The sequence below is a fragment of the Bacillus sp. AFS031507 genome, assembly GCF_002584635.1.
In the GTDB taxonomy this organism is placed as follows: Bacteria; Bacillota; Bacilli; order Bacillales; family Cytobacillaceae; genus Neobacillus.
Genome location: NZ_NUOW01000015.1, coordinates 220,960 through 241,164 on the forward strand (window position 1 = coordinate 220,960; position 20,205 = coordinate 241,164).

17 protein-coding genes and 1 tRNA gene are annotated in these 20,205 nt (G+C 40.2%); 17 read left to right on the forward strand and 1 reads right to left on the reverse strand.

What is annotated here, in order from left to right; all coding sequences use genetic code 11:
- Nucleotides 1-193 precede the first annotated feature (193 nt).
- The 11 genes from COE25_RS16775 to yihA all read left to right on the forward strand — a co-directional run bounded on the left by COE25_RS16775 (nucleotide 194) and on the right by yihA (nucleotide 12,902).
- Nucleotides 194-1,246: a GerMN domain-containing protein gene (locus tag COE25_RS16775; protein WP_098933393.1), complete on the forward strand. Its 1,053-nt coding sequence runs from the start codon at nucleotides 194-196 to the stop codon at nucleotides 1,244-1,246.
- A gap of 133 nt (nucleotides 1,247-1,379) precedes the next feature.
- Nucleotides 1,380-2,135, forward strand: a complete 756-nt coding sequence (rph, locus tag COE25_RS16780) for a ribonuclease PH (RefSeq protein ID WP_098933394.1) — start codon at nucleotides 1,380-1,382, stop codon at nucleotides 2,133-2,135.
- Between the two features lie 13 nt (nucleotides 2,136-2,148).
- Nucleotides 2,149-2,757 (forward strand): XTP/dITP diphosphatase, encoded by a 609-nt coding sequence (locus COE25_RS16785; protein ID WP_098933395.1) that lies wholly within the window; start codon nucleotides 2,149-2,151, stop codon nucleotides 2,755-2,757.
- Complete coding sequence (locus COE25_RS16790; RefSeq protein ID WP_088089171.1) at nucleotides 2,757-3,272, forward strand: metallophosphoesterase family protein; 516 nt, start codon at nucleotides 2,757-2,759, stop codon at nucleotides 3,270-3,272. The genes COE25_RS16785 and COE25_RS16790 overlap by 1 nt, the downstream gene beginning before the upstream one ends.
- Nucleotides 3,273-3,382: 110 nt before the next feature.
- Nucleotides 3,383-3,456: transfer RNA gene (locus tag COE25_RS16795), tRNA-Arg, on the forward strand.
- Nucleotides 3,457-3,789: 333 nt separating this feature from the next.
- Entirely contained in the window at nucleotides 3,790-4,839 is a 1,050-nt protein-coding gene (locus tag COE25_RS16800; RefSeq protein ID WP_098933396.1) for a tetratricopeptide repeat protein, read from the forward strand.
- Between the two features lie 158 nt (nucleotides 4,840-4,997).
- Nucleotides 4,998-6,275, forward strand: coding sequence for a trigger factor (tig, locus tag COE25_RS16805; protein WP_088089169.1), 1,278 nt, complete (start codon nucleotides 4,998-5,000; stop codon nucleotides 6,273-6,275).
- A 397-nt stretch (nucleotides 6,276-6,672) separates the two neighbouring features.
- Nucleotides 6,673-7,932: an ATP-dependent protease ATP-binding subunit ClpX gene (clpX, locus tag COE25_RS16810; RefSeq protein ID WP_088089168.1), complete on the forward strand. Its 1,260-nt coding sequence runs from the start codon at nucleotides 6,673-6,675 to the stop codon at nucleotides 7,930-7,932.
- 150 nt (nucleotides 7,933-8,082) lie between these two features.
- Nucleotides 8,083-9,750, forward strand: coding sequence for an ATP-dependent protease LonB (gene lonB, locus COE25_RS16815; protein ID WP_088089167.1), 1,668 nt, complete (start codon nucleotides 8,083-8,085; stop codon nucleotides 9,748-9,750).
- Between the two features lie 228 nt (nucleotides 9,751-9,978).
- Nucleotides 9,979-12,324 carry an endopeptidase La gene (lon, locus tag COE25_RS16820; RefSeq protein WP_373605358.1) on the forward strand — a complete coding sequence of 782 codons (2,346 nt, stop codon included), beginning with the start codon at nucleotides 9,979-9,981 and terminating at the stop codon, nucleotides 12,322-12,324.
- Nucleotides 12,321-12,902: a ribosome biogenesis GTP-binding protein YihA/YsxC gene (gene yihA, locus COE25_RS16825; protein ID WP_088089165.1), complete on the forward strand. Its 582-nt coding sequence runs from the start codon at nucleotides 12,321-12,323 to the stop codon at nucleotides 12,900-12,902. The genes lon and yihA overlap by 4 nt, the downstream gene beginning before the upstream one ends.
- Nucleotides 12,903-12,933: 31 nt before the next feature.
- On the opposite strand, the gene COE25_RS16830 is transcribed toward yihA, so the two are convergent.
- A complete protein-coding gene (locus COE25_RS16830) occupies nucleotides 12,934-13,422 on the reverse strand; it encodes a LiaI-LiaF-like domain-containing protein (protein WP_088089164.1) in 489 nt (162 codons plus the stop codon).
- Between the two features lie 275 nt (nucleotides 13,423-13,697).
- On the opposite strand from COE25_RS16830, the gene hemA reads away from it, so the two are divergent.
- Genes hemA through hemL form a run of 6 tightly spaced genes read left to right on the forward strand, consistent with a single transcriptional unit; the run spans nucleotide 13,698 to nucleotide 19,917 of the window.
- On the forward strand, nucleotides 13,698-15,041 hold the full coding sequence (gene hemA / locus COE25_RS16835; protein ID WP_098933398.1) for a glutamyl-tRNA reductase: 1,344 nt from the start codon (nucleotides 13,698-13,700) through the stop codon (nucleotides 15,039-15,041).
- Between the two features lie 12 nt (nucleotides 15,042-15,053).
- Entirely contained in the window at nucleotides 15,054-15,887 is an 834-nt protein-coding gene (locus tag COE25_RS16840) for a cytochrome C assembly family protein (RefSeq protein ID WP_088089162.1), read from the forward strand.
- A gap of 25 nt (nucleotides 15,888-15,912) precedes the next feature.
- Nucleotides 15,913-16,848, forward strand: a complete 936-nt coding sequence (gene hemC / locus COE25_RS16845) for a hydroxymethylbilane synthase (protein WP_098933399.1) — start codon at nucleotides 15,913-15,915, stop codon at nucleotides 16,846-16,848.
- Nucleotides 16,845-17,627, forward strand: coding sequence for a uroporphyrinogen-III synthase (locus COE25_RS16850; RefSeq protein WP_088089160.1), 783 nt, complete (start codon nucleotides 16,845-16,847; stop codon nucleotides 17,625-17,627). The genes hemC and COE25_RS16850 overlap by 4 nt, the downstream gene beginning before the upstream one ends.
- A gap of 3 nt (nucleotides 17,628-17,630) precedes the next feature.
- Complete coding sequence (hemB, locus tag COE25_RS16855) at nucleotides 17,631-18,611, forward strand: porphobilinogen synthase (RefSeq protein WP_088089159.1); 981 nt, start codon at nucleotides 17,631-17,633, stop codon at nucleotides 18,609-18,611.
- Between the two features lie 19 nt (nucleotides 18,612-18,630).
- Nucleotides 18,631-19,917, forward strand: a complete 1,287-nt coding sequence (gene hemL / locus COE25_RS16860; RefSeq protein ID WP_098933400.1) for a glutamate-1-semialdehyde 2,1-aminomutase — start codon at nucleotides 18,631-18,633, stop codon at nucleotides 19,915-19,917.
- Nucleotides 19,918-20,205 lie beyond the last annotated feature (288 nt).

Genomic DNA, 20,205 nt, shown 5'->3' on the forward strand with positions numbered 1-20,205 from the left:
TTTTTTGCTGAATAAACGATGATGTCCACCACTCGTGGACATTTGTGCGCGAGTGGTGCCTGACACCATTTTACCATTTTTACAATTTATTTTATTTTTTAAAATATTGTTCTATTTTTCTTGTGTAAGTCGGTCTAATTTCTCTCTAGGCTCGTATACATGTTAGTACAAACTGTCTTAGGGGGAAATAGTTATGTCTAAAAATAAAGCAAAGATCCTTATGTCGACTGTGCTTACTTCAACAGTTCTACTGTCAGGTTGTGGATTATTAGGGTCGGAAACACAAAAGAAAATTGATCCACCAAAGAGTACGACGATTGCAGATAAAACAACCAGTAAGGAACCGACGGCTAAAGAAACGGCTAAGCAAGAAAACACAGTCAAAACGGAGCTTTATCTGGTTGATAAAGATGGCTATGTTGTACCGCAAACATTGGACCTACCGAAAACAACATCAGTTGCTAAACAGGCCCTTGAATATTTAGTGGCGAATGGACCTGTTACAGATCAACTACCAAATGATTTTCGAGCAGTCCTCCCAGAGGATACGGATCTGTCTGTGAATATTGATAAAGATGGCGTCGCCACGGTTAATTTTTCAAAAGAGTTTAAGAATTACCAAGCTGAAGATGAGATGAAGATCCTCCAATCGGTCACTTGGACGCTGACTCAGTTTGATAATGTTAAAACCGTTAAGCTAAAAATGAACGGTCATGATTTAACGGAAATGCCTGTTAATGGAACACCAATAAGTGAAAACCTCTCAAGAGCCACCGGTATCAACTATGATACAGCGGATGTAACTGATATCACCAATACCAAACCAGTAACTGTCTATTTTATTGGTGGTGAAGAAGGTTCCTACTATTATGTACCTGTGACGCGCCGGGTTAGCAACACTGAGAAAGATCCCTATGTAGCTGTCGTCAATGAATTAATAAAAGGACCTAGTGAGAAATCACCACTGGTATCTGAATTTATGTCAGATGTTAAACTCCTAGAGGCGCCAAAGTACGAGGACGGACAAGTAACCTTGAACTTTAATGAGAATATTTTTGGAAGCTTTGAAGAAAAGGAAATATCACAAAATTTACTAGATGCACTCGTGCTTTCCTTAACGGAACAAGAGGGTGTTGAAAAAGTAGCTGTTCAAGTAAATGGCAAGGCAGACATCAAAAATGACAGTGGCAAAAAATTAACTGAACCAGTAACTCGACCAGAAAAAGTCAATACAGGTAGTTTTTAAAAAAAAATATTTGTTATACTATATAGTGACCAAGAAAGAGGTTGGCTTTAAGCCCGCCTCTTCTTTATTTGGTATAAGTAAAATTCATGTACCAATTTAAAAATGCTTTTCAAAGTTGAAGGAGGTAGTATTTGTGCGTTTTGATGGAAGAGAGCCGCTCCAACTAAGGCCCATACATATTGAACCAAATTATTTAATGCACCCTGAAGGTTCTGTCCTAATTTCTGTTGGTAATACGAAAGTAATTTGTGCTGCAAGTATTGAAGAGAGAGTTCCTCATTTTATGAGAGGGGAAGGCAAAGGCTGGATTACTGCCGAGTATTCGATGCTGCCAAGGGCGACAGAAACAAGAAACATACGCGAATCATCAAAAGGGAAGGTCTCTGGCCGGACAATGGAAATTCAACGATTAATCGGGCGTGCCCTTAGAGCAGTTGTCGATTTAGGGGCGTTAGGTGAAAAAACCGTTTGGATCGATTGTGACGTGATCCAAGCGGATGGCGGGACACGCACAGCCTCGATCACCGGTGCATTTGTGGCGATGACCCTCGCTTTAAATTCTTTAGCAGAGAAAAAGTCGTTTGCAAGGTTTCCAATTACGGATTATTTAGCGGCAACAAGTGTGGGGATTTTACAAAATAACCAAACTGTTCTTGACTTAAATTATGCCGAAGATTCTAAGGCACAGGTCGATATGAATGTGGTCATGACTGGAACTGGCGAATTTGTTGAACTGCAGGGAACGGGCGAGGAATCAACATTCTCCTACGAGCAGCTTCAAGGTCTGCTTAGTGCTGCTCAAACTGGGCTTACGGACCTATTTGAACGACAAAAAGAGGTTCTAGGTGAAGAGATTACCCGAAAAATCGAATCACGAAGACAAAAATAAGGGGCGATTGTGAGTGAAAGAAGTTATTATTGCGACGAAAAATCCTGGAAAGGCGAGGGAATTTGAGCATATCTTTGCATCAAGAGGGATCGAAGTCCGAACCTTGCTTGATTTTCCTGAAATCCCGGACGTAGACGAAACGGGCTCAACCTTTGAAGAAAATGCGATCTTGAAGGCGGAAGCTGTCTCCCAAGCACTTGGTAAAATGGTGATTGGCGACGATTCTGGCTTAATGGTGGACGCGCTTGAAGGAAGACCAGGAATCTATTCAGCACGCTATGCTGGGGAACAAAAAAATGACCAGAACAATACAGATAAAGTCATGTCAGAATTAAAAGGACTTCCACAGGAAAAGCGTTCCGCACGATTTTACTGTGCTTTAGCTGTCGCCGTTCCAGGTCAAGAAACCATAACGGTGTCAGGCACCTGTGAAGGTCGTATTCTTGAAGAACAAAGAGGTACCAATGGATTTGGCTATGATCCTGTTTTTTATGTGCCTGAGAAAGGTCTAGCCATGGCCGAATTATCATCAGATGAAAAAAATAAAATCAGCCATCGTGCGAATGCGTTGAAGAAGCTCGATGTGGTCTTGGATTCTATTTTAGAAAGAGCGGAGAAGTAATGAGCAAGGTTTTAGTGGTTAGTGATAGCCATGGGTTGACGAAAGAACTCAATGTTTTAAGAGAAAGGCATTCTGAAGATGTTGATTTAATGATCCATTGTGGCGATTCGGAATTGATGCCTGATGATCAAGCGATATCTGGTTATATAACGGTAAGGGGAAATTGTGATTTCGGCAGCGGATATCCGTTAGAGACAATAGTCGAGGCGGCGGGGAAGAAATTCTTCGTTACTCATGGGCATCTTTATTCAGTAAAATCTTCTTTGATGAATATTAAATATAAAGCACAGGAAGTAAACGCCGATATCGTCTGTTTTGGCCACTCGCATGTCCTTGGTGCGGAAGTGATAGATGGTACCTTATTTTTAAATCCAGGTAGCATTCGTTTGCCAAGGGAACGCTTAGAAAAAACCTATGTTATTCTTGATTTGCAGGATGAGAAAGTTAAGATGTCAGTGTTTGAAGCGGATGGACGGGAAATTCCAGAGCTTGCCCGTGAATTTGCCCTTCGATAAATGAGAGGGAGATTTCCTCTCCCTTTTATTTTTTTAAAAAAATAATAGAAAGTCTGTTGACTTTTTGTTATTACGGTAATATAATAAATCTTGTCTTAAACAACTTATATGTCCCAGTAGCTCAGCTGGATAGAGCAACGCCCTTCTAAGGCGTGGGTCGGGAGTTCGAATCTCTCCTGGGACGCTATACTACATAGTAGAAAAAAACTCACTTTTATAAGTGAGTTTTTTTCTGTTTATTAGTTGTTAAAACAAATTTATAGTTCTATATGACCGTAAAGTGTTGCAGCTATGTTTACGGTCACTTAAAGGAGCTCTATGTGACTGTAAAGGTGATGGGACTTAGATTCCGGTCACATAAAGGGGATCTATGTAACCGTAAGGGTGATGAGACCAAGTTTAAGGTCACGTATATTCAAATTCAACGAATAGAAATCAGTCACCATTGCTGGTGAGTTTTTTTTTGCCCTCTATTTATGCTAAACTATTTTCCAAGACTATCATAAGGACGGATTTTATGAAAAAACGGGAACCTGTGAAAAGAATAGATAATGTGATCTTTTTTCCCGGACTTGAAAAAAGATTAACTGACAAAGGTCTGGAAAACCTTGAAAAGAAAAAATTCAACGAAGCGATAAACCTTTTGGAAGAAGCCAGAGAACATGATCCTGACAATGACGAAATCTTGATTGGTTTGGTTCTGGCTTATTTTGAAGCATCTTCTTTTCAAAAAGCAAAAGCACTTGCCAAAGAAATGCTTCATAAAGGAATTGGGGACTATTTGCAAATGGTCGATCTCTATTTGACGGTCCTGATCCAGCTTCATGAATACCAGGAAATTGTAGCAACAATTGAAGTCTTATTAGAAGAAAAAGAGATTCCGCCTGAAAAATATGACCACTTTTTAACCATCCTGCAATTCAGCCGGAGAATGGCAGAAAACCGTCAACCAGACCCAGATCCAGACACAGAATCAAATACATATGACATCACCCCTGAGAAAACAAACGTTTATGAATTAAACCTTTTTTCGATTGATAATCTAAACGAACAAATGCTCCTCGTTTCGAGCTTGGCTGAGAAAAACATTCGCCCCTATCTCCCTGAGATTGCCGAATATTTAGCAGCAGAAGCAGGTCATCCATTCCTTAAAACAATCCTGTTATCTCTTTTAAAAGAACAGGAAATTGATAGAGAATTATCTGTCATGAAATTTGAGATGGAGAAAAAAGTTATTCCAACACATCTTCCAGAAGTTAGGGAAGAACCAAGATTGAAAGAGGTAAAGGCCTTATTAGAGGCTCGATTGGAAAGTGAAAATCCCGTTCTTTTTGAAAACAGCTTCAGAATGGCAGAGCGAAATTTTTTTATAAGCTATCCTCTCGAATTGCAGCCGAAAAGCACTGCTGCTTGGGCTGCAGCTTTTCACCACTTGGCCGAATATTACCTTGGCATGGACACAGAGCTACATTACTTGTCCGGAGAATATGAAGTTCAAGTGGAGGAAATAGAAGAAGCTATCGCGATGATTGAGGTAATTGAGAAAATTTCTTATCCTAATATATAGGCTTCGCTGTTGAAAGAAAACAAACCTATGTTATAATGTAGTGGTTGCATTGTGTAAAAAACACATTTAAAAGAAGGATAATAGCTTGATGGACAAGTTATTTCCAAACTCAAATTCGTTACGAATGATATGAGAATAGATTGTTGGAGGGAAAATGTATGTCAACAAAATGGGAAAAATTAGAAGGTAACCGTGGCGTTCTTACGGTTGAAGTAAGTGCGGAAAAAGTAAATGAAGGACTAACTGCGGCTTTTAACAAAGTTGTTAAGCAAGTAAATGTTCCAGGCTTCCGTAAAGGAAAAATGCCTCGTCAAATGTTTGAAAAGCGTTTTGGTGTAGAATCACTTTATCAAGATGCATTAGATATTCTTCTTCCAGAAGCATACGGAAGTGCAATTGACGAAACAGGCATCGAGCCAATCGACCGTCCAGATATCGACATCGAGCAAATGGAAAAAGGCAAAGAACTTATCTTCAAAGCTACTGTTCAAGTAAAGCCTGAAGTAACATTAGGCGAATACAAAGGCTTAGAAGTAGAAGCACTCGATACAAACGTTACTGACGAAGACGTTGCTAACGAACTAAAAACTCTTCAAGAGCGTCAAGCTGAGCTTGTAGTTAAAGAAGAAGGCACAATTGAAAATGGTGATACTGTAGTTCTAGATTTCGAAGGATTCGTTGATGGCGAAGCGTTCGAAGGTGGAAAAGCTGAAAACCATTCACTTGAAATTGGTTCAGGATCTTTCATCCCTGGCTTTGAAGAGCAATTAGTAGGTTTAGCTACTGGCGAATCTAAAGACGTGGAAGTAACATTCCCTGAAGAATATCATGCAGCTGAGCTTGCTGGTAAACCTGCAGTATTCAAAGTAACGATTCATGAGATTAAAGGTAAAGAACTTCCTGCATTAGATGACGAGTTTGCTAAAGATGTGGATGATGAAGTTGAAACATTAGACGCACTTAAAGAGAAAATCAAAACTCGTTTAGAAAACAGCAAAAAGCACGAAGCTGAGCATCATTTACGTGATACAGTTGTTGAAAAAGCTGCTGCAAATGCAGAAGTGGAAATTCCAGATGTAATGGTCAACAGCGAAGTAAATCGTATGCTTCAAGAATTCGAACAACGCTTACAAATGCAAGGTATGAACCTTGAACTTTACTTCCAATTCTCAGGTCAAGACGAAAATGCTTTACGTGAGCAAATGAAAGAAGAAGCTGTAATTCGCGTTCGTACGAACTTAACATTAGAAGCGATTGCTAAGGCTGAAAACCTTGAAGTAACTGACGAAGAAGTTGATGCAGAACTTGAGAATATGGCTGGAATGTACAACATGACCGTTGATAGCATTAAACAAGCATTAGGCGGACTTGAAGGTATCAAATCAGACCTTAAACTTAAAAAAGCAGTTGACTTTATTGTTGAAAACAAGAAGTAATGTTTAAAATATTGCAAGGCACGATTTGAATCGTGCCTTGTTTTATACATTTTTCAATTACATATTATAATAAGAAGTGGGAACATTTTTAACAATGGGCAGGAAAACAAGTTAGACATAGCGAATAAACAATAAATAATTTCCAGACAGGTTTGAGATTTATTTTCCTCATATTGGTTAAGATTAATGAGTACATAAGTTTTTAAAATGAATCACACTTTACAAAATGAGAGTTCTGAAAAACATATTTACCCTAAGCTTTTTATTTCCAGTCCATTGGCTTTATGTGTTACAATGCTTCATACATACTATTCAATTATTAGAAAAAGACTCGAATTTTGGTTGTGTGATTCGCAAGAACCACTAGGATTTTAACACGTTTTAAGGGGTGAAAGGATTGTTTAAATTTAATGATGAAAAAGGACAATTAAAGTGTTCCTTCTGTGGTAAAACGCAGGACCAAGTTCGTAAACTGGTTGCCGGGCCAGGAGTTTACATATGTGACGAATGTATTGAACTTTGCACCGAAATCGTTGAGGAAGAACTTGGAACAGAAGAAGAAGTAGAATTTAAAGATGTACCAAAGCCAAAAGAAATTTGTGAAATTCTTGATGAATATGTTATTGGTCAAGATCAAGCAAAGAAGTCTCTTTCTGTTGCAGTTTACAATCACTATAAGCGCATCAATTCTAATAGCAAAATAGATGATGTTGAGCTTGCAAAGAGTAATATTTGTATGATTGGACCAACAGGAAGCGGTAAAACTTTACTAGCCCAAACACTGGCACGTATTCTGAATGTACCTTTTGCGATTGCGGATGCAACTTCCCTTACCGAAGCTGGATATGTTGGGGAAGATGTTGAAAACATTTTATTAAAATTAATTCAATCTGCTGATTATGATGTTGAAAAAGCAGAAAAAGGAATTATTTATATTGATGAAATTGATAAGATCGCACGTAAATCCGAAAATCCTTCGATTACAAGGGATGTTTCTGGTGAAGGTGTTCAACAAGCATTATTAAAAATTCTTGAAGGTACGGTTGCAAGTGTTCCACCACAAGGGGGAAGAAAACACCCGCATCAAGAATTTATCCAAATCGATACAACGAATATTCTATTTATCTGCGGCGGAGCATTTGACGGGATTGAACCGATTATTAAGCGTCGTTTAGGCCAAAAAGTAATTGGTTTTGGTTCAGATATTAAGCAGCAGGAAGTGGGACAGAAAGAACTTCTTTCAAAAGTATTACCTGAAGACTTATTACGTTTTGGATTAATTCCTGAATTTATTGGGCGTCTTCCTGTAATCGCAAGTCTTGAGCAATTAGACGAAGCAGCATTAATTGAAATTTTAACTAAACCAAAAAATGCGCTTGTTAAACAATATCAAAAAATGCTTGAAATCGACGAGGTTGAACTTCAATTTGAAGAAGGCGCATTGACTGAAATTGCCAAAAAGGCAATTGAACGCAAAACCGGCGCCCGTGGTTTACGTTCGATTATTGAAGGAATTATGCTCGATGTTATGTTTGACCTTCCTTCACGTGATGACATTACAAAGTGTGTCATTACTAAAGAAACGGTCATTAACAATAGTGTTCCAAAACTTCTTTTAGAAGATGGAACTGTTGTTGCTGAAGAAAAATCTGCATAAAATTATCGAAGACTCGGCTTAGGCCGGGTCTTTTCTAGTTATATCGTCTCTCCGAACAGTTTCTTACAATTTGTGGTTTATTCCACCCGCCTGCAGGAAATACTTATTAATATATATTTAGTAATAAGTTGAAATGCAGGAGGGAAATGTATGAGTTGGACGGGGATTGCCTTATTTATACAGCTATTTTTCGGAATCATCATTGGGCTGTATTTTTGGAATTTGCTGAGGAATCAGCGGACACAAAAAGTATCCATTGATCGGGAATCCCGGAAGGAAATGGAGCAGCTTCGCAAAATGAGATCCATTTCACTTACAGAACCATTAGCTGAAAAAGTTCGGCCTACAAGCTTTCAAGACATTGTCGGCCAAGAAGATGGAATCAAATCATTAAAAGCAGCACTATGTGGACCAAACCCGCAGCATGTGATCATTTATGGACCGCCAGGAATTGGAAAAACAGCAGCTGCACGCCTCGTATTAGAAGAAGCGAAAAAAAATCGTAAATCACCATTTAAACCTGAATCTGTGTTTATCGAACTAGACGCAACAACGGCACGATTTGATGAAAGAGGTATAGCCGACCCCTTAATTGGTTCCGTTCATGACCCAATCTATCAAGGTGCTGGAGCCATGGGACAAGCAGGAATTCCACAGCCGAAGCAAGGGGCAGTTACCAACGCCCATGGCGGTGTCTTGTTTATCGATGAAATCGGAGAATTACATCCGATTCAAATGAATAAGCTGTTAAAAGTATTAGAGGATCGCAAGGTCTTCCTGGAAAGTGCGTATTACCACGAAGAAAATAACCAAATCCCAACGCATATCCATGATATTTTTAAAAATGGACTTCCAGCTGATTTCCGTTTAATCGGCGCGACAACAAGAACGCCGAGTGAAATCCCGCCTGCGATTCGATCGCGCTGTATGGAGGTATTCTTTAGGGACTTAAATCAGGAAGAAATTGTGGAAATTGCCAATAATGCCGCGAAAAAAGTTAACCTTCAAATAAGCGAACTTGGTGTGAATACCATCGCAAACTATGCAAGAAATGGCCGTGAAACGGTGAATTTGATTCAAATCGCGGCAGGATTAGCGATTACGGAAGACCGTAATTTTATCAAGGATGAAGATATTGAGTGGGTCATTCATGCTAGTCAAATGTCACCAAGAATGGAAAGAAGGATTAATGATATTTCTCATGTCGGACTTATCAATGGACTGGCAGTCTATGGTCCGAATTCAGGTGCATTACTAGAAATAGAAGTGACTGTGATCCCAGCAAAAGATAAAGGATCGATCAATATTACTGGAATCGTAGATGAAGAAAGTATTGGCGGACAAGGGAAATCGATTCGTCGGAAGAGTATGGCTCGCGGTTCGATTGAAAACGTGATTACTGTTTTACGATCAATGGGTGTACCAGCAAATGACTATGATATCCATGTGAATTTCCCAGGTGGTGTTCCCATTGATGGACCATCCGCCGGAATCGCAATGGCGACGGGGATTTATTCCGCTATTTATAAAATTCCAATCGATAACACCGTGGCAATGACAGGAGAAATAAGCATTCATGGAAATGTAAAGCCGATTGGCGGTGTCTATCCAAAGGTGAAGGCTGCGAAAAAAGCAGGAGTAAAAACGGTGATCATCCCAGAAGAAAACATGCAGACAATCCTTAAAGAAATTGACGGGATCAATATTATTCCCGTTACCCATCTACACGAAGTATTTGAGATTGCCCTAGTAAATGACTATCAGAAAATGGATGCAATCCCTGCATCGATTGAACTATCAAAAAAAGAAAGTATCTAACGAAAAACTTCGGTTTGTGGTTCAATAGGCAAACCGAAGTTTTTTATTGCATATTATTTCATGTGAGAATTCTAACAGGAACAGAGAAAGAATTCTTTATGTTTGGGGAAAATAAAGTCATGCTGAAAATGAGGTTTCATACACCTTCTCTAAAAATAGACACTTAAAAATAAATAGGATAGAATTGTACAAAGACCATTCTGATTTTACAGTAAAAAAATGATTTGCATGTGGAGGTGCAGTATTTTGACGAAAAAGAACGAATTGATCGTCCCCCTCCTGCCGCTTCGAGGATTGCTCGTCTATCCGACTATGGTCCTTCATTTAGATGTAGGACGGGAACGATCAGTACAAGCACTTGAAAAAGCAATGGTAGATGACCATTTAATATTCTTAACCACTCAAAAGGAAGTTTCGATTGATGACCCTTCTGAGGAGGATTTATACACGATTGGAACGTTAACGAAAGTTAAACAAATGCTTAAACTGCCAAACGGTACGATAAGAGTATTGGTTGAAGGATTAAATCGCGGGGAAATCGTTTCATTTCATGATGAAGAAGACCACTATGCTGTAACGATTATTACCCACGAAGACCCGGATACGAAAGATGTCGAAGACCAAGCCTTAATGAGAACGATGCTTGATTATTTCGAGCAATACATAAAATTATCGAAAAAAATCTCTGCAGAAACTTATGCTTCCGTTGCAGATATTGAAGAACCTGGCAGAATGGCGGATATCATCTCCTCCCATTTACCAATCAAGCTGAAGGAAAAGCAAGAAATCCTTGAAACGACAGATATTAAAGAACGAGTAAACAAAGTAATTGACACCATTCATAACGAAAAAGAAGTCCTGAATTTAGAAAAAAAGATTGGTCAGCGTGTCAAGCGTTCCATGGAAAGGACGCAAAAGGAGTATTATTTGCGTGAGCAAATGAAGGCGATCCAAAAGGAATTAGGCGATAAGGAAGGCAAAACTGGCGAAATTGCCGAACTGACCAAAAAAGTGGAGCAAGCAGGTATGCCCGAACATGTCCTTAAAGCCGCACAAAAGGAACTTGAACGTTATGAAAAGGTGCCGGCCAGTTCAGCAGAAAGTGCCGTTATTCGCAACTATATCGACTGGCTTATTTCCATCCCATGGTCGAATAAAACAGAGGATGACATTGATATCCTCCGGGCTGAAAAGATTTTAAATCAGGACCATTACGGACTTGAAAAAGTGAAGGAACGCGTCCTCGAATATTTAGCTGTTCAGAAGCTGACGAATTCGTTAAAAGGGCCAATCCTTTGTCTTGCAGGACCTCCTGGGGTTGGGAAAACAAGCCTTGCACGTTCGATTGCGACATCGCTCAATCGAAATTTTGTCCGCGTTTCACTTGGCGGCGTGCGCGATGAATCAGAAGTTCGTGGACATCGCAGAACCTATGTTGGGGCAATGCCAGGGCGAATCATCCAAGGAATGAAAAAAGCGGGTACAATTAACCCGGTCTTTTTACTCGATGAAATCGATAAAATGTCAAGTGATTTCCGTGGCGATCCATCAAGCGCCATGCTTGAAGTACTCGATCCTGAACAAAATAGTAACTTTAGCGACCATTATATAGAAGAAACCTATGATCTTTCCAAGGTTATGTTTATTGCGACTGCCAATAACCTATCAACGATTCCTGGTCCGCTTTTGGACCGAATGGAAATTATCACGATTGCGGGCTACACGGAGCTTGAAAAAGTCCATATTTGCCGGGATCATTTACTTCCAAAGCAGATTAAAGAAAATGGTCTTTCCAAAGGTATTCTTAAGGTCCGCGATGATGCGATTCTAAAAGTTGTTCGTTACTACACACGTGAAGCAGGGGTTCGAAGTTTAGAGCGTCAGATGGCAACACTTTGCCGGAAAACGGCAAAAATCATTGTTTCCGGTGAAAAGAAGCGTGTGATCATTACCGAAAAGAATATTGAAGAGTTTTTAGGAAAAACAAGATTCCACTATGGGATGGCCGAGGCCGAAGATCAGGTCGGAGTGGCAACTGGGTTAGCCTATACAACGGTGGGTGGAGACACTCTTCAGATTGAAGTTTCCTTAGCACCAGGTAAAGGGAAACTTGTGTTAACCGGAAAGCTTGGCGACGTAATGAAGGAATCAGCACAAGCGGCGTTTAGCTATATCCGATCCAAAGCCAAGGAACTAGGGATTGATGAGGATTTCCATGAAAAATATGATATCCACATTCACGTTCCAGAAGGTGCTGTTCCTAAGGATGGACCATCGGCCGGTATTACCATGGCAACGGCACTTGTATCAGCCTTGTCGGGCAGAGCCATTCGCCGAGAAGTAGGAATGACCGGAGAGATTACTTTAAGAGGCAGAGTTCTTCCAATTGGCGGTTTAAAAGAAAAAACACTTAGTGCCCATCGAGCGGGCTTAACAAAAATTATTCTTCCAAAGGATAATGAAAAAGATATTGATGATATTCCTGAAAGCGTTAGGAATGAACTGGATTTTGTCCTCGTTTCCCATGTGGACGAAGTCTTGAAGCATGCCCTGTTGGAAGGTGAAGTGAAATGAAGGTAGTCAGCTCAGAGATTGTCATCAGTGCAGTAAAGCCAGAACAATACCCGGAAACAGATTTACCTGAATTTGCGCTTGCAGGTCGTTCCAATGTCGGTAAGTCTTCTTTTATCAATAAAATGCTGAACCGAAAAGGTTTGGCGAGAATATCCTCCAAGCCAGGAAAAACACAAACGCTTAATTTCTATTTAATTAACGAAATGCTGCATTTTGTCGATGTTCCTGGTTATGGATACGCAAAGGTTTCAAAAACTGAACGGGCCGCATGGGGAAGAATGATTGAAACGTATTTTACATCGCGGGAGCAATTAAAAGCGGCGGTTCAAATCGTTGATCTTAGACATCCACCCTCAAAGGATGATGTCATGATGTATGATTTCTTAAAGCATCACGAAATTCCCTGTGTCATCATTGCTACCAAGGCAGATAAAATCCCTAAAGGGAAATGGCAAAAGCATTTAAAAATAGTAAGAGAAACCTTAGACCTTGATAAAAATGACCAAATGGTTCTTTTCTCATCGGAAACTGGTTTAGGAAAAGACGAGGCATGGTCTGTTCTACAGAGTTTCATGTAAAAAATAAACGCCTGGCGCTTATGCCCAGGCGTTATTTTTTCTTCTTTAGGAGAAAATAAAAACCAACCACAATAAGTAGAGCGGGCCAAAATTTCCACACAAAACTCATTCCGTTTTGAAGTAAATCGAAATAGGCAGTAATTTTATCATAAAATAAGAGAAGGATAGCTAAAATAAGAAAGAGAAATGCTTGGAATAATCCAGAATTCGTCTTTTGAAATCGTAGAAAAAATCCGATTGAAATGATTAAAATTAACATACCAATATTGTTGCTAGGCCAAAAGGACACCTTACCGACAAGATGGAAGTGAAGTCCAAATCCAGCCATAATGACCCCAGGAAGAATTGCCTCAAACTCTTTAGCAGAATACCCTTGACCTAAAAAGGCAATTCCAACAATCATAAGTAAGGTCGGCCATGTGAAAAATTGTTGGAAAATAGTGATTCCTGATTGCTGCAATAAGAAGTAAGCTCCAAAGCCTATAAGAATGATCCCAGGAAAAATTCGTTGATTCTTCATTAAAAACACCGCTTCCAGTAAGGTTCACTTGAATATCGTCCATTTTTTTGGTACTGTACATAAGAAAGTATTTTAATTAAATATTTATGGGTATTAAAATGTCTAAAGGAAACTTTGCTAATATGGCCCTATCGGGAAGATCTTTACTCGACTTTACTTAAATATATTACCATATAGTTTCGTTTTCTGTTCACATTTTTCGAGCAAAAGTCGAAATTGCTCATGATATAATCATACTAGTTAAGTTGCAATATCTATTGGGGGTGTCCTTACAAATGCATACATTAGTGATCGGTATTAACTATAAAACTGCCCCTGTGGAAATTCGTGAGCGGTTGTCATTTAATGAAGCCGATCTTGCGGAGGCCATAAAAAAATTATATACAAAAAAAAGCATCCTAGAAAATATTATCTTGTCTACATGTAATCGTACGGAAATTTATGCGGTTGTGGATCAATTACATACAGGCCGCTATTATATTAAAGAATTTCTGTCAGAATGGTTCGGGATAGAACAAAAAGAATTTTCTCCGTTTTTATTTGTGTATGAAGACGATGGCGCAGTGGATCATTTATTTAACGTTACCTGTGGACTTAATTCCATGGTTTTAGGAGAAACACAAATCCTTGGCCAGGTTCGTACGAGCTTTATGCTAGCGCAGGAAGTTGGAACTACGGGGACCGTATTTAACCACTTATTTAAACAAGCAATTACCGTTGCCAAACGCGCACATTCAGAAACGGATATTGGTGCTAATGCTGTATCTGTCAGCTATGCAGCAGTGGAATTGGCGAAGAAGATTTTTGGTTCACTTGCCAATAAACATGTGTTAATTTTTGGCGCAGGAAAAATGGGTGAATTAGCTGCCCAAAACCTGAACGGTAATGGTGTGAAGAAAGTTACAGTTATAAATCGGACCTATGAAAAAGCACAAGACTTAGCTAATCGTTTCAGCGGCAAAGCAAGAACCATAGCTGAATTAGAGAAATCATTGGCGGAAGCTGATATTCTGATCAGTTCAACCGGTGCAAAAGACTTTGTTATTTCAAAAGAAATGATGGTCAAGGTCGAGAAAAAACGCAAGGGTAAGCCGTTATTTATGGTGGACATTGCTGTACCACGCGACTTGGATCCTAGAATATCTGAACTTGAAAATGTCTTTTTATACGATATCGACGATTTAGAGGGGATTGTTGAGGCTAACCTGCAAGAACGTAAGAAGGCGGCTGAAAAAATCATGCTCATGATTGAAAAAGAAATCGTAGAGTTCAAGCAATGGCTAGGAATGCTAGGGGTTATCCCGGTTATCTCGGCGCTTAGAGAAAAAGCACATGTAATCCAATCGGAAACCATGGTTAGTTTGGAGAGAAAGCTGCCAAATTTATCAGAGCGTGATCTAAAAGTGTTAAATAAACATACAAAAAGTATCATCAACCAGCTCTTAAAAGACCCTATATTACAAGCGAAAGAATTGGCTGCGCGACCAGATGCAAATCAAGCAATGGATCTTTTCATGAAGATCTTTAATATTGAAGAGCTTGTTGAGGAACAACATTCGAAAGCAGCCGAAACCAATCAAATACCGGTTACAATACCGCAGGCTTCCTTTCAGTCATAAGGGGTACGTTCTATGTTTAATGTCTTTATGACAAGGCTTCATGAATTAACCGTTGTTCTATATGCCTTCAGTGTGTTGTTATATTTTTTCGATTTTCTACATCATAACCGGAAGGCAAACCGTATTGCTTTCTGGTTACTTGCATTTGTATGGGTTTTGCAAACCGTCTTTCTCGGAATCTATATGTATAAAACAGGCAGATTCCCTGTGTTAACTATTTTCGAGGGACTCTATTTTTATGCCTGGATATTAGTCACATTGTCAATTGGTATAAATCATTTATTACGAGTCGATTTTATCGTCTTTTTCACGAATATACTTGGCTTTACGGTCATGGCGATTCATACGTTTGCCCCGATGCAATATAGTTCGCATATCATGGCGAAGCAGCTTGTTTCTGAACTGCTTTTGATTCATATTACGATGGCGATCCTCTCATATGGGGCCTTTTCATTATCATTCGTTTTTTCTGCATTATATCTGCTTCAATATGATTTATTAAAAAGGAAAAAATGGGGAACCAGACTCATACGACTGGCTGACTTAGATAAGCTTGAAAAATCATCCTACATATTGGCCGTAATCGGTGTTCCGATGCTTCTGCTCAGTCTCATATTAGGATTGCAGTGGGCCTTTCTTAAGGTACCCGGAATGCCATGGTATGATATGAAAATCATCGGCTCATTTCTGTTATTAACCGTCTATAGTATTCTTTTATATCTTCGTATTGTGAAAAATCTATCGGGAAGAAAATTAGCGATTTGGAATACAGCTGCCTTTTTAATTGTTTTAATTAACTTTTTCTTATTTGGTCAATTATCATCTTTTCATTTATGGTATGCGTAGCGCATAACCTCAGGAGGTCGCAAACATGAGAAAAATAATTGTAGGTTCTAGACGAAGCAAATTGGCATTAACACAAACCAATTGGGTGATGGACCAGCTAAAAAAGTTGGACCCTCGCTTTGATTTTGAAGTAAAAGAAATCATCACAAAAGGGGATCAAATCCTTGACGTTACCCTTTCGAAAGTTGGCGGCAAAGGACTTTTTGTAAAAGAAATTGAGCAAGCAATGCTTGATAAAGAGATTGATATGGCCGTTCATAGTATGAAAGACATGCCAGCTGTCTTACCAGAAGGACTTACAATTGGCTGCATTCCTTTTCGTGAGGACCACCGTGATGCGCTCATTTCAAGAGGTCATGTAAAATTAAAAGATTTAAAACCAGGTGCTATTATCGGGACAAGCAGTCTTCGCCGTAGTGCACAGCTATTAGCAGCCCGTCCAGATTTAGAGATTAAATGGATCCGAGGGAATGTGGATACAAGATTAGCAAAATTAGAAACAGAAGAATACGATGCGATTATTTTAGCCGCAGCTGGCCTTTACCGTCTTGGCTGGGCTTCTGACGTAGTCACCGAATTCCTCGATGCCGATCTATGCATTCCTGCTGTCGGTCAAGGGGCATTGTCAATCGAATGCCGTGAAGATGATAAAGAACTTCTCGAACTCTTTGAAAAATTCACTTGCAAGAAAACGGATAGAGCAGTTCGTGCAGAGCGTGCCTTCCTTCAAAAAATGGAAGGCGGGTGTCAGGTACCAATTGCTGGCTTCGCCTATGTAGCTGAAAATGATGAAATTGTCCTAAATGTTTTAGTTGCTTCACCAGAAGGACATGAAATCATTAAAGAAGAAGTTAGAGGACAAAATCCAGAAGAGCTTGGTGTTCAGGCAGCTGACTTATTAACTCAAAAAGGCGGGAAAGACCTAATTGATAAGGTAAAGCGGGAGCTCGAAGGTCAATGATCGAATCGTTACCTTTGCTTGATAAAACTGTTCTTATTCCAAGAGGAGAAAATCAAGCAAAATCCTTTTCACAACTTGTAGAAAGGTATGGAGGGATTCCAATCGAAATCCCTCTTATTGCCTTTCGTCCGATAGAAAAAAATCAGCGCCTTCACGAAGCTTTGCTGGTTCTTGATACATATGACTGGATTATTTTTACGAGTAACATAACCGTTGAAACCTTCTTTTCTTTTTTAAAAAAGGAAGGGGTTAGCAAAGCGTTTCCGAAAATCGCTGTTATTGGCAAAAAGACAGCAGAGGTTTTGATGGAAAGAGGGCTATCTCCAGAGTTCGTCCCGTCAGCTTATGTTGCGGAAACGTTTGTTGCGGAATTTATCCCATTGATTGATAGGGATTCACGGGTGCTCGTTCCAAAAGGAAACCTTGCCCGAGAATATATCGCCAGATCCTTAACAGGGGCCGGTGCCGTGGTCGATGAGGTTGTGATCTACGAAACCTATATGCCTGATGAAAGCCGCCTGAGGCTGGCTAATATGCTAGCAGATAACCAACTGGATATCCTCACGTTTACGAGCCCTTCAACGGTTGACCATCTAATGGATGTCGTGAAGGAGTATCGATTGGATGAGCAGCTGAAAAATTGCATCATTGGCTGTATCGGTCCGGTTACCGAGAAGAAATTACGTGCTTATGGATTAATGGTCCATGCCTCACCAAAAGAGTACACCGTAAAAGAAATGATTAACAGTACGATTGCCTATTTAGATATGGAGGAATAATAAATGGAACTTCAATTTAAACGTCATCGCCGCTTACGCTCAAGTGCGAGCATGCGCTCACTTGTTAGAGAAAATCACTTAAAAGCGGAGGACTTTATTTATCCGTTATTTATTTATGAAGGTGAGAATATTCGCAATGAGGTCTCATCCATGCCTGGTGTATACCAAGTATCGATGGATTATTTAGAAGCAGAAATGGAAGATATCGTTGCCCATGGCATTAAATCCGTTCTCTTATTTGGAATTCCAAAAACGAAAGATGCATGTGGTGAGCAAGCATTTCATGACCATGGGATTGTCCAGGTTGCGACCCGTTTTATCAAAGAAAAATTCCCAGAAATCATTGTCGTTGCTGATACATGTCTTTGTGAGTATACAAGCCATGGGCACTGCGGAGTAGTTGAAGGGGAGAAGGTTCTAAACGATGAATCACTTGAATTGCTTGTAAAAACTGCCGTGGCTCAAGCGAAAGCAGGTGCAGACATTATTGCGCCATCTAACATGATGGACGGCTTTGTTGCAGCGATCCGTGCGGGACTGGACGAAGCTGGCTTTACAGAGATTCCGATCATGTCTTATGCGGTAAAATATGCATCAGCATTCTACGGACCTTTCCGTGAAGCTGCTGAAGGCGCGCCGCAATTTGGCGATCGCAAGACCTATCAAATGGACCCTGCTAACCGGATGGAAGCCTTTAGAGAAGCAGAATCCGATGTGGAGGAAGGTGCCGACTTCTTAATCGTGAAGCCAGGTATGCCATACCTTGACATTGTTCGTGATATGAAAAATACCTTTAATTTACCGATTGTTATTTACAACGTAAGCGGAGAATATGCAATGGTTAAAGCCGCTGCCCAAAACGGCTGGATTGATGAGAAAAACACAGTTCTTGAAATGTTAATGGGTATGAAACGTGCAGGAGCTGACCTTATTATTACTTATGCTGCCAAAGATGCAGTTCGCTGGTTAAAAGAAGACCAATAATTTGAAAAGAGGGAACAGAATGCGTTCTTATACGAAGTCGATTGAAGCATTTAAAGAAGCCCAAACCATCATGCCTGGCGGAGTGAATAGCCCGGTTCGTGCTTTTAAATCCGTGAATATGGACCCGATTTTTATGGAAAGAGGAAAGGGTTCTAAAATTTATGATATAGATGGCAATGAATACATTGACTACGTTCTTTCATGGGGGCCGCTCATCCTCGGCCATACGAATGACCGTGTGGTAGAAGGCTTAAAAAAGGTTGCTGAACTTGGGACAAGTTTCGGTGCACCTACTTTAATGGAAAATAAACTAGCTAATCTTGTCATTGAACGGGTACCATCGATCGAAGTCATTCGGATGGTATCTTCAGGAACAGAAGCAACGATGAGTGCCCTTCGTTTAGCAAGAGGCTATACGGGCCGTAACAAGATTTTGAAATTTGAAGGCTGTTACCATGGTCATGGGGACTCCCTTTTGATTAAGGCGGGCTCAGGCGTGGCCACACTCGGTTTACCTGACAGCCCTGGAGTTCCAGAAGGCGTAGCGAAAAATACGATCACAGTGCCTTACAATGACCTTGAGAGCGTGAATTTTGCGTTCGAACAATTTGGCGACGATATCGCGTGTATTATCGTTGAACCCGTGGCCGGTAATATGGGACTAGTACCACCACTGCCAGGATTCTTAGAAGGTCTGCGTGAAGTTACTTCAGCTAACGGCGCATTGCTTATTTTTGATGAAGTAATGACTGGCTTCCGTGTAGGCTACAATTGTGCACAAGGCTATTTCAATATCACTCCTGATATTACATGTCTTGGTAAAGTAATCGGCGGCGGTCTTCCTGTTGGTGCTTACGGCGGTAAAGCGGAAATCATGCAGCAAATTGCTCCAAGCGGTCCAATTTATCAAGCAGGTACCCTGTCTGGTAACCCACTGGCAATGACCGCCGGCTATGAAACGTTAAGCCAATTAACACCAGCTCATTATGAAGAGTTTATTCGTAAGGGCGACTTACTGGAAAAAGGCTTTAAGGCTGCAGCTGAAAAATATGATATTCCAATAACATTTAACCGTGCAGGTTCGATGATTGGTTTCTTCTTTACCAATGAAGCTGTCATTAATTATGAGGTAGCAAGATCATCCAATTTGGAATTCTTCGCAGCGTATTATCGCGAAATGGCTCTTCAAGGAATCTTCTTGCCGCCTTCACAATTTGAAGGGTTGTTCTTATCTACGGAGCATTCCGATGAGGATATTGAAAAGACAATCCGTGCAGTGGAGATTGCATTCTCGAAGCTTAAATAAGATGGTTCCCGGCACCCACTTTTATGGTGGGTGTTTTTTTGTGTGGTTAGAAACTTAATAAGTTGAGCCAGTCCGGGGACTGGCTTTTATAGCATTCGAGGATAGTTCAAAAATGGGGTTTTGCGGAATAAGTCTGAGTTTGGCGGAATAAATGTAAGGGTTCGCGGAATTAGTCCGAGTTTAGCGGAATAAATATGAAATTCGGCGGAAATCCCACGCAACTTGGCGGAATCCACCCTATCCATACTCACCATCTCCAACCCCCAACCCCCAACCCCCAATCAGCTC

What these genes read in the sequence shown, in the direction of transcription:
- COE25_RS16775 (WP_098933393.1), top strand. Translation starts at nt 194, where the DNA reads ATGTCTAAAAATAAAGCAAAGATCCTTATGTCGACTGTGCTTACTTCA.
- COE25_RS16790 (WP_088089171.1), top strand. Translation starts at nt 2,757, where the DNA reads ATGAGCAAGGTTTTAGTGGTTAGTGATAGCCATGGGTTGACGAAAGAA.
- COE25_RS16800 (WP_098933396.1), top strand. Translation starts at nt 3,790, where the DNA reads ATGAAAAAACGGGAACCTGTGAAAAGAATAGATAATGTGATCTTTTTT.
- tig (WP_088089169.1), top strand. Translation starts at nt 4,998, where the DNA reads ATGTCAACAAAATGGGAAAAATTAGAAGGTAACCGTGGCGTTCTTACG.
- lonB (WP_088089167.1), top strand. Translation starts at nt 8,083, where the DNA reads ATGAGTTGGACGGGGATTGCCTTATTTATACAGCTATTTTTCGGAATC.
- lon (WP_373605358.1), top strand. Translation starts at nt 9,979, where the DNA reads ATGTGGAGGTGCAGTATTTTGACGAAAAAGAACGAATTGATCGTCCCC.
- yihA (WP_088089165.1), top strand. Translation starts at nt 12,321, where the DNA reads ATGAAGGTAGTCAGCTCAGAGATTGTCATCAGTGCAGTAAAGCCAGAA.
- COE25_RS16830 (WP_088089164.1), bottom strand. Translation starts at nt 13,422, where the DNA reads ATGAAGAATCAACGAATTTTTCCTGGGATCATTCTTATAGGCTTTGGA.
- hemA (WP_098933398.1), top strand. Translation starts at nt 13,698, where the DNA reads ATGCATACATTAGTGATCGGTATTAACTATAAAACTGCCCCTGTGGAA.
- COE25_RS16840 (WP_088089162.1), top strand. Translation starts at nt 15,054, where the DNA reads ATGTTTAATGTCTTTATGACAAGGCTTCATGAATTAACCGTTGTTCTA.
- hemC (WP_098933399.1), top strand. Translation starts at nt 15,913, where the DNA reads ATGAGAAAAATAATTGTAGGTTCTAGACGAAGCAAATTGGCATTAACA.
- COE25_RS16850 (WP_088089160.1), top strand. Translation starts at nt 16,845, where the DNA reads ATGATCGAATCGTTACCTTTGCTTGATAAAACTGTTCTTATTCCAAGA.
- hemB (WP_088089159.1), top strand. Translation starts at nt 17,631, where the DNA reads ATGGAACTTCAATTTAAACGTCATCGCCGCTTACGCTCAAGTGCGAGC.
- hemL (WP_098933400.1), top strand. Translation starts at nt 18,631, where the DNA reads ATGCGTTCTTATACGAAGTCGATTGAAGCATTTAAAGAAGCCCAAACC.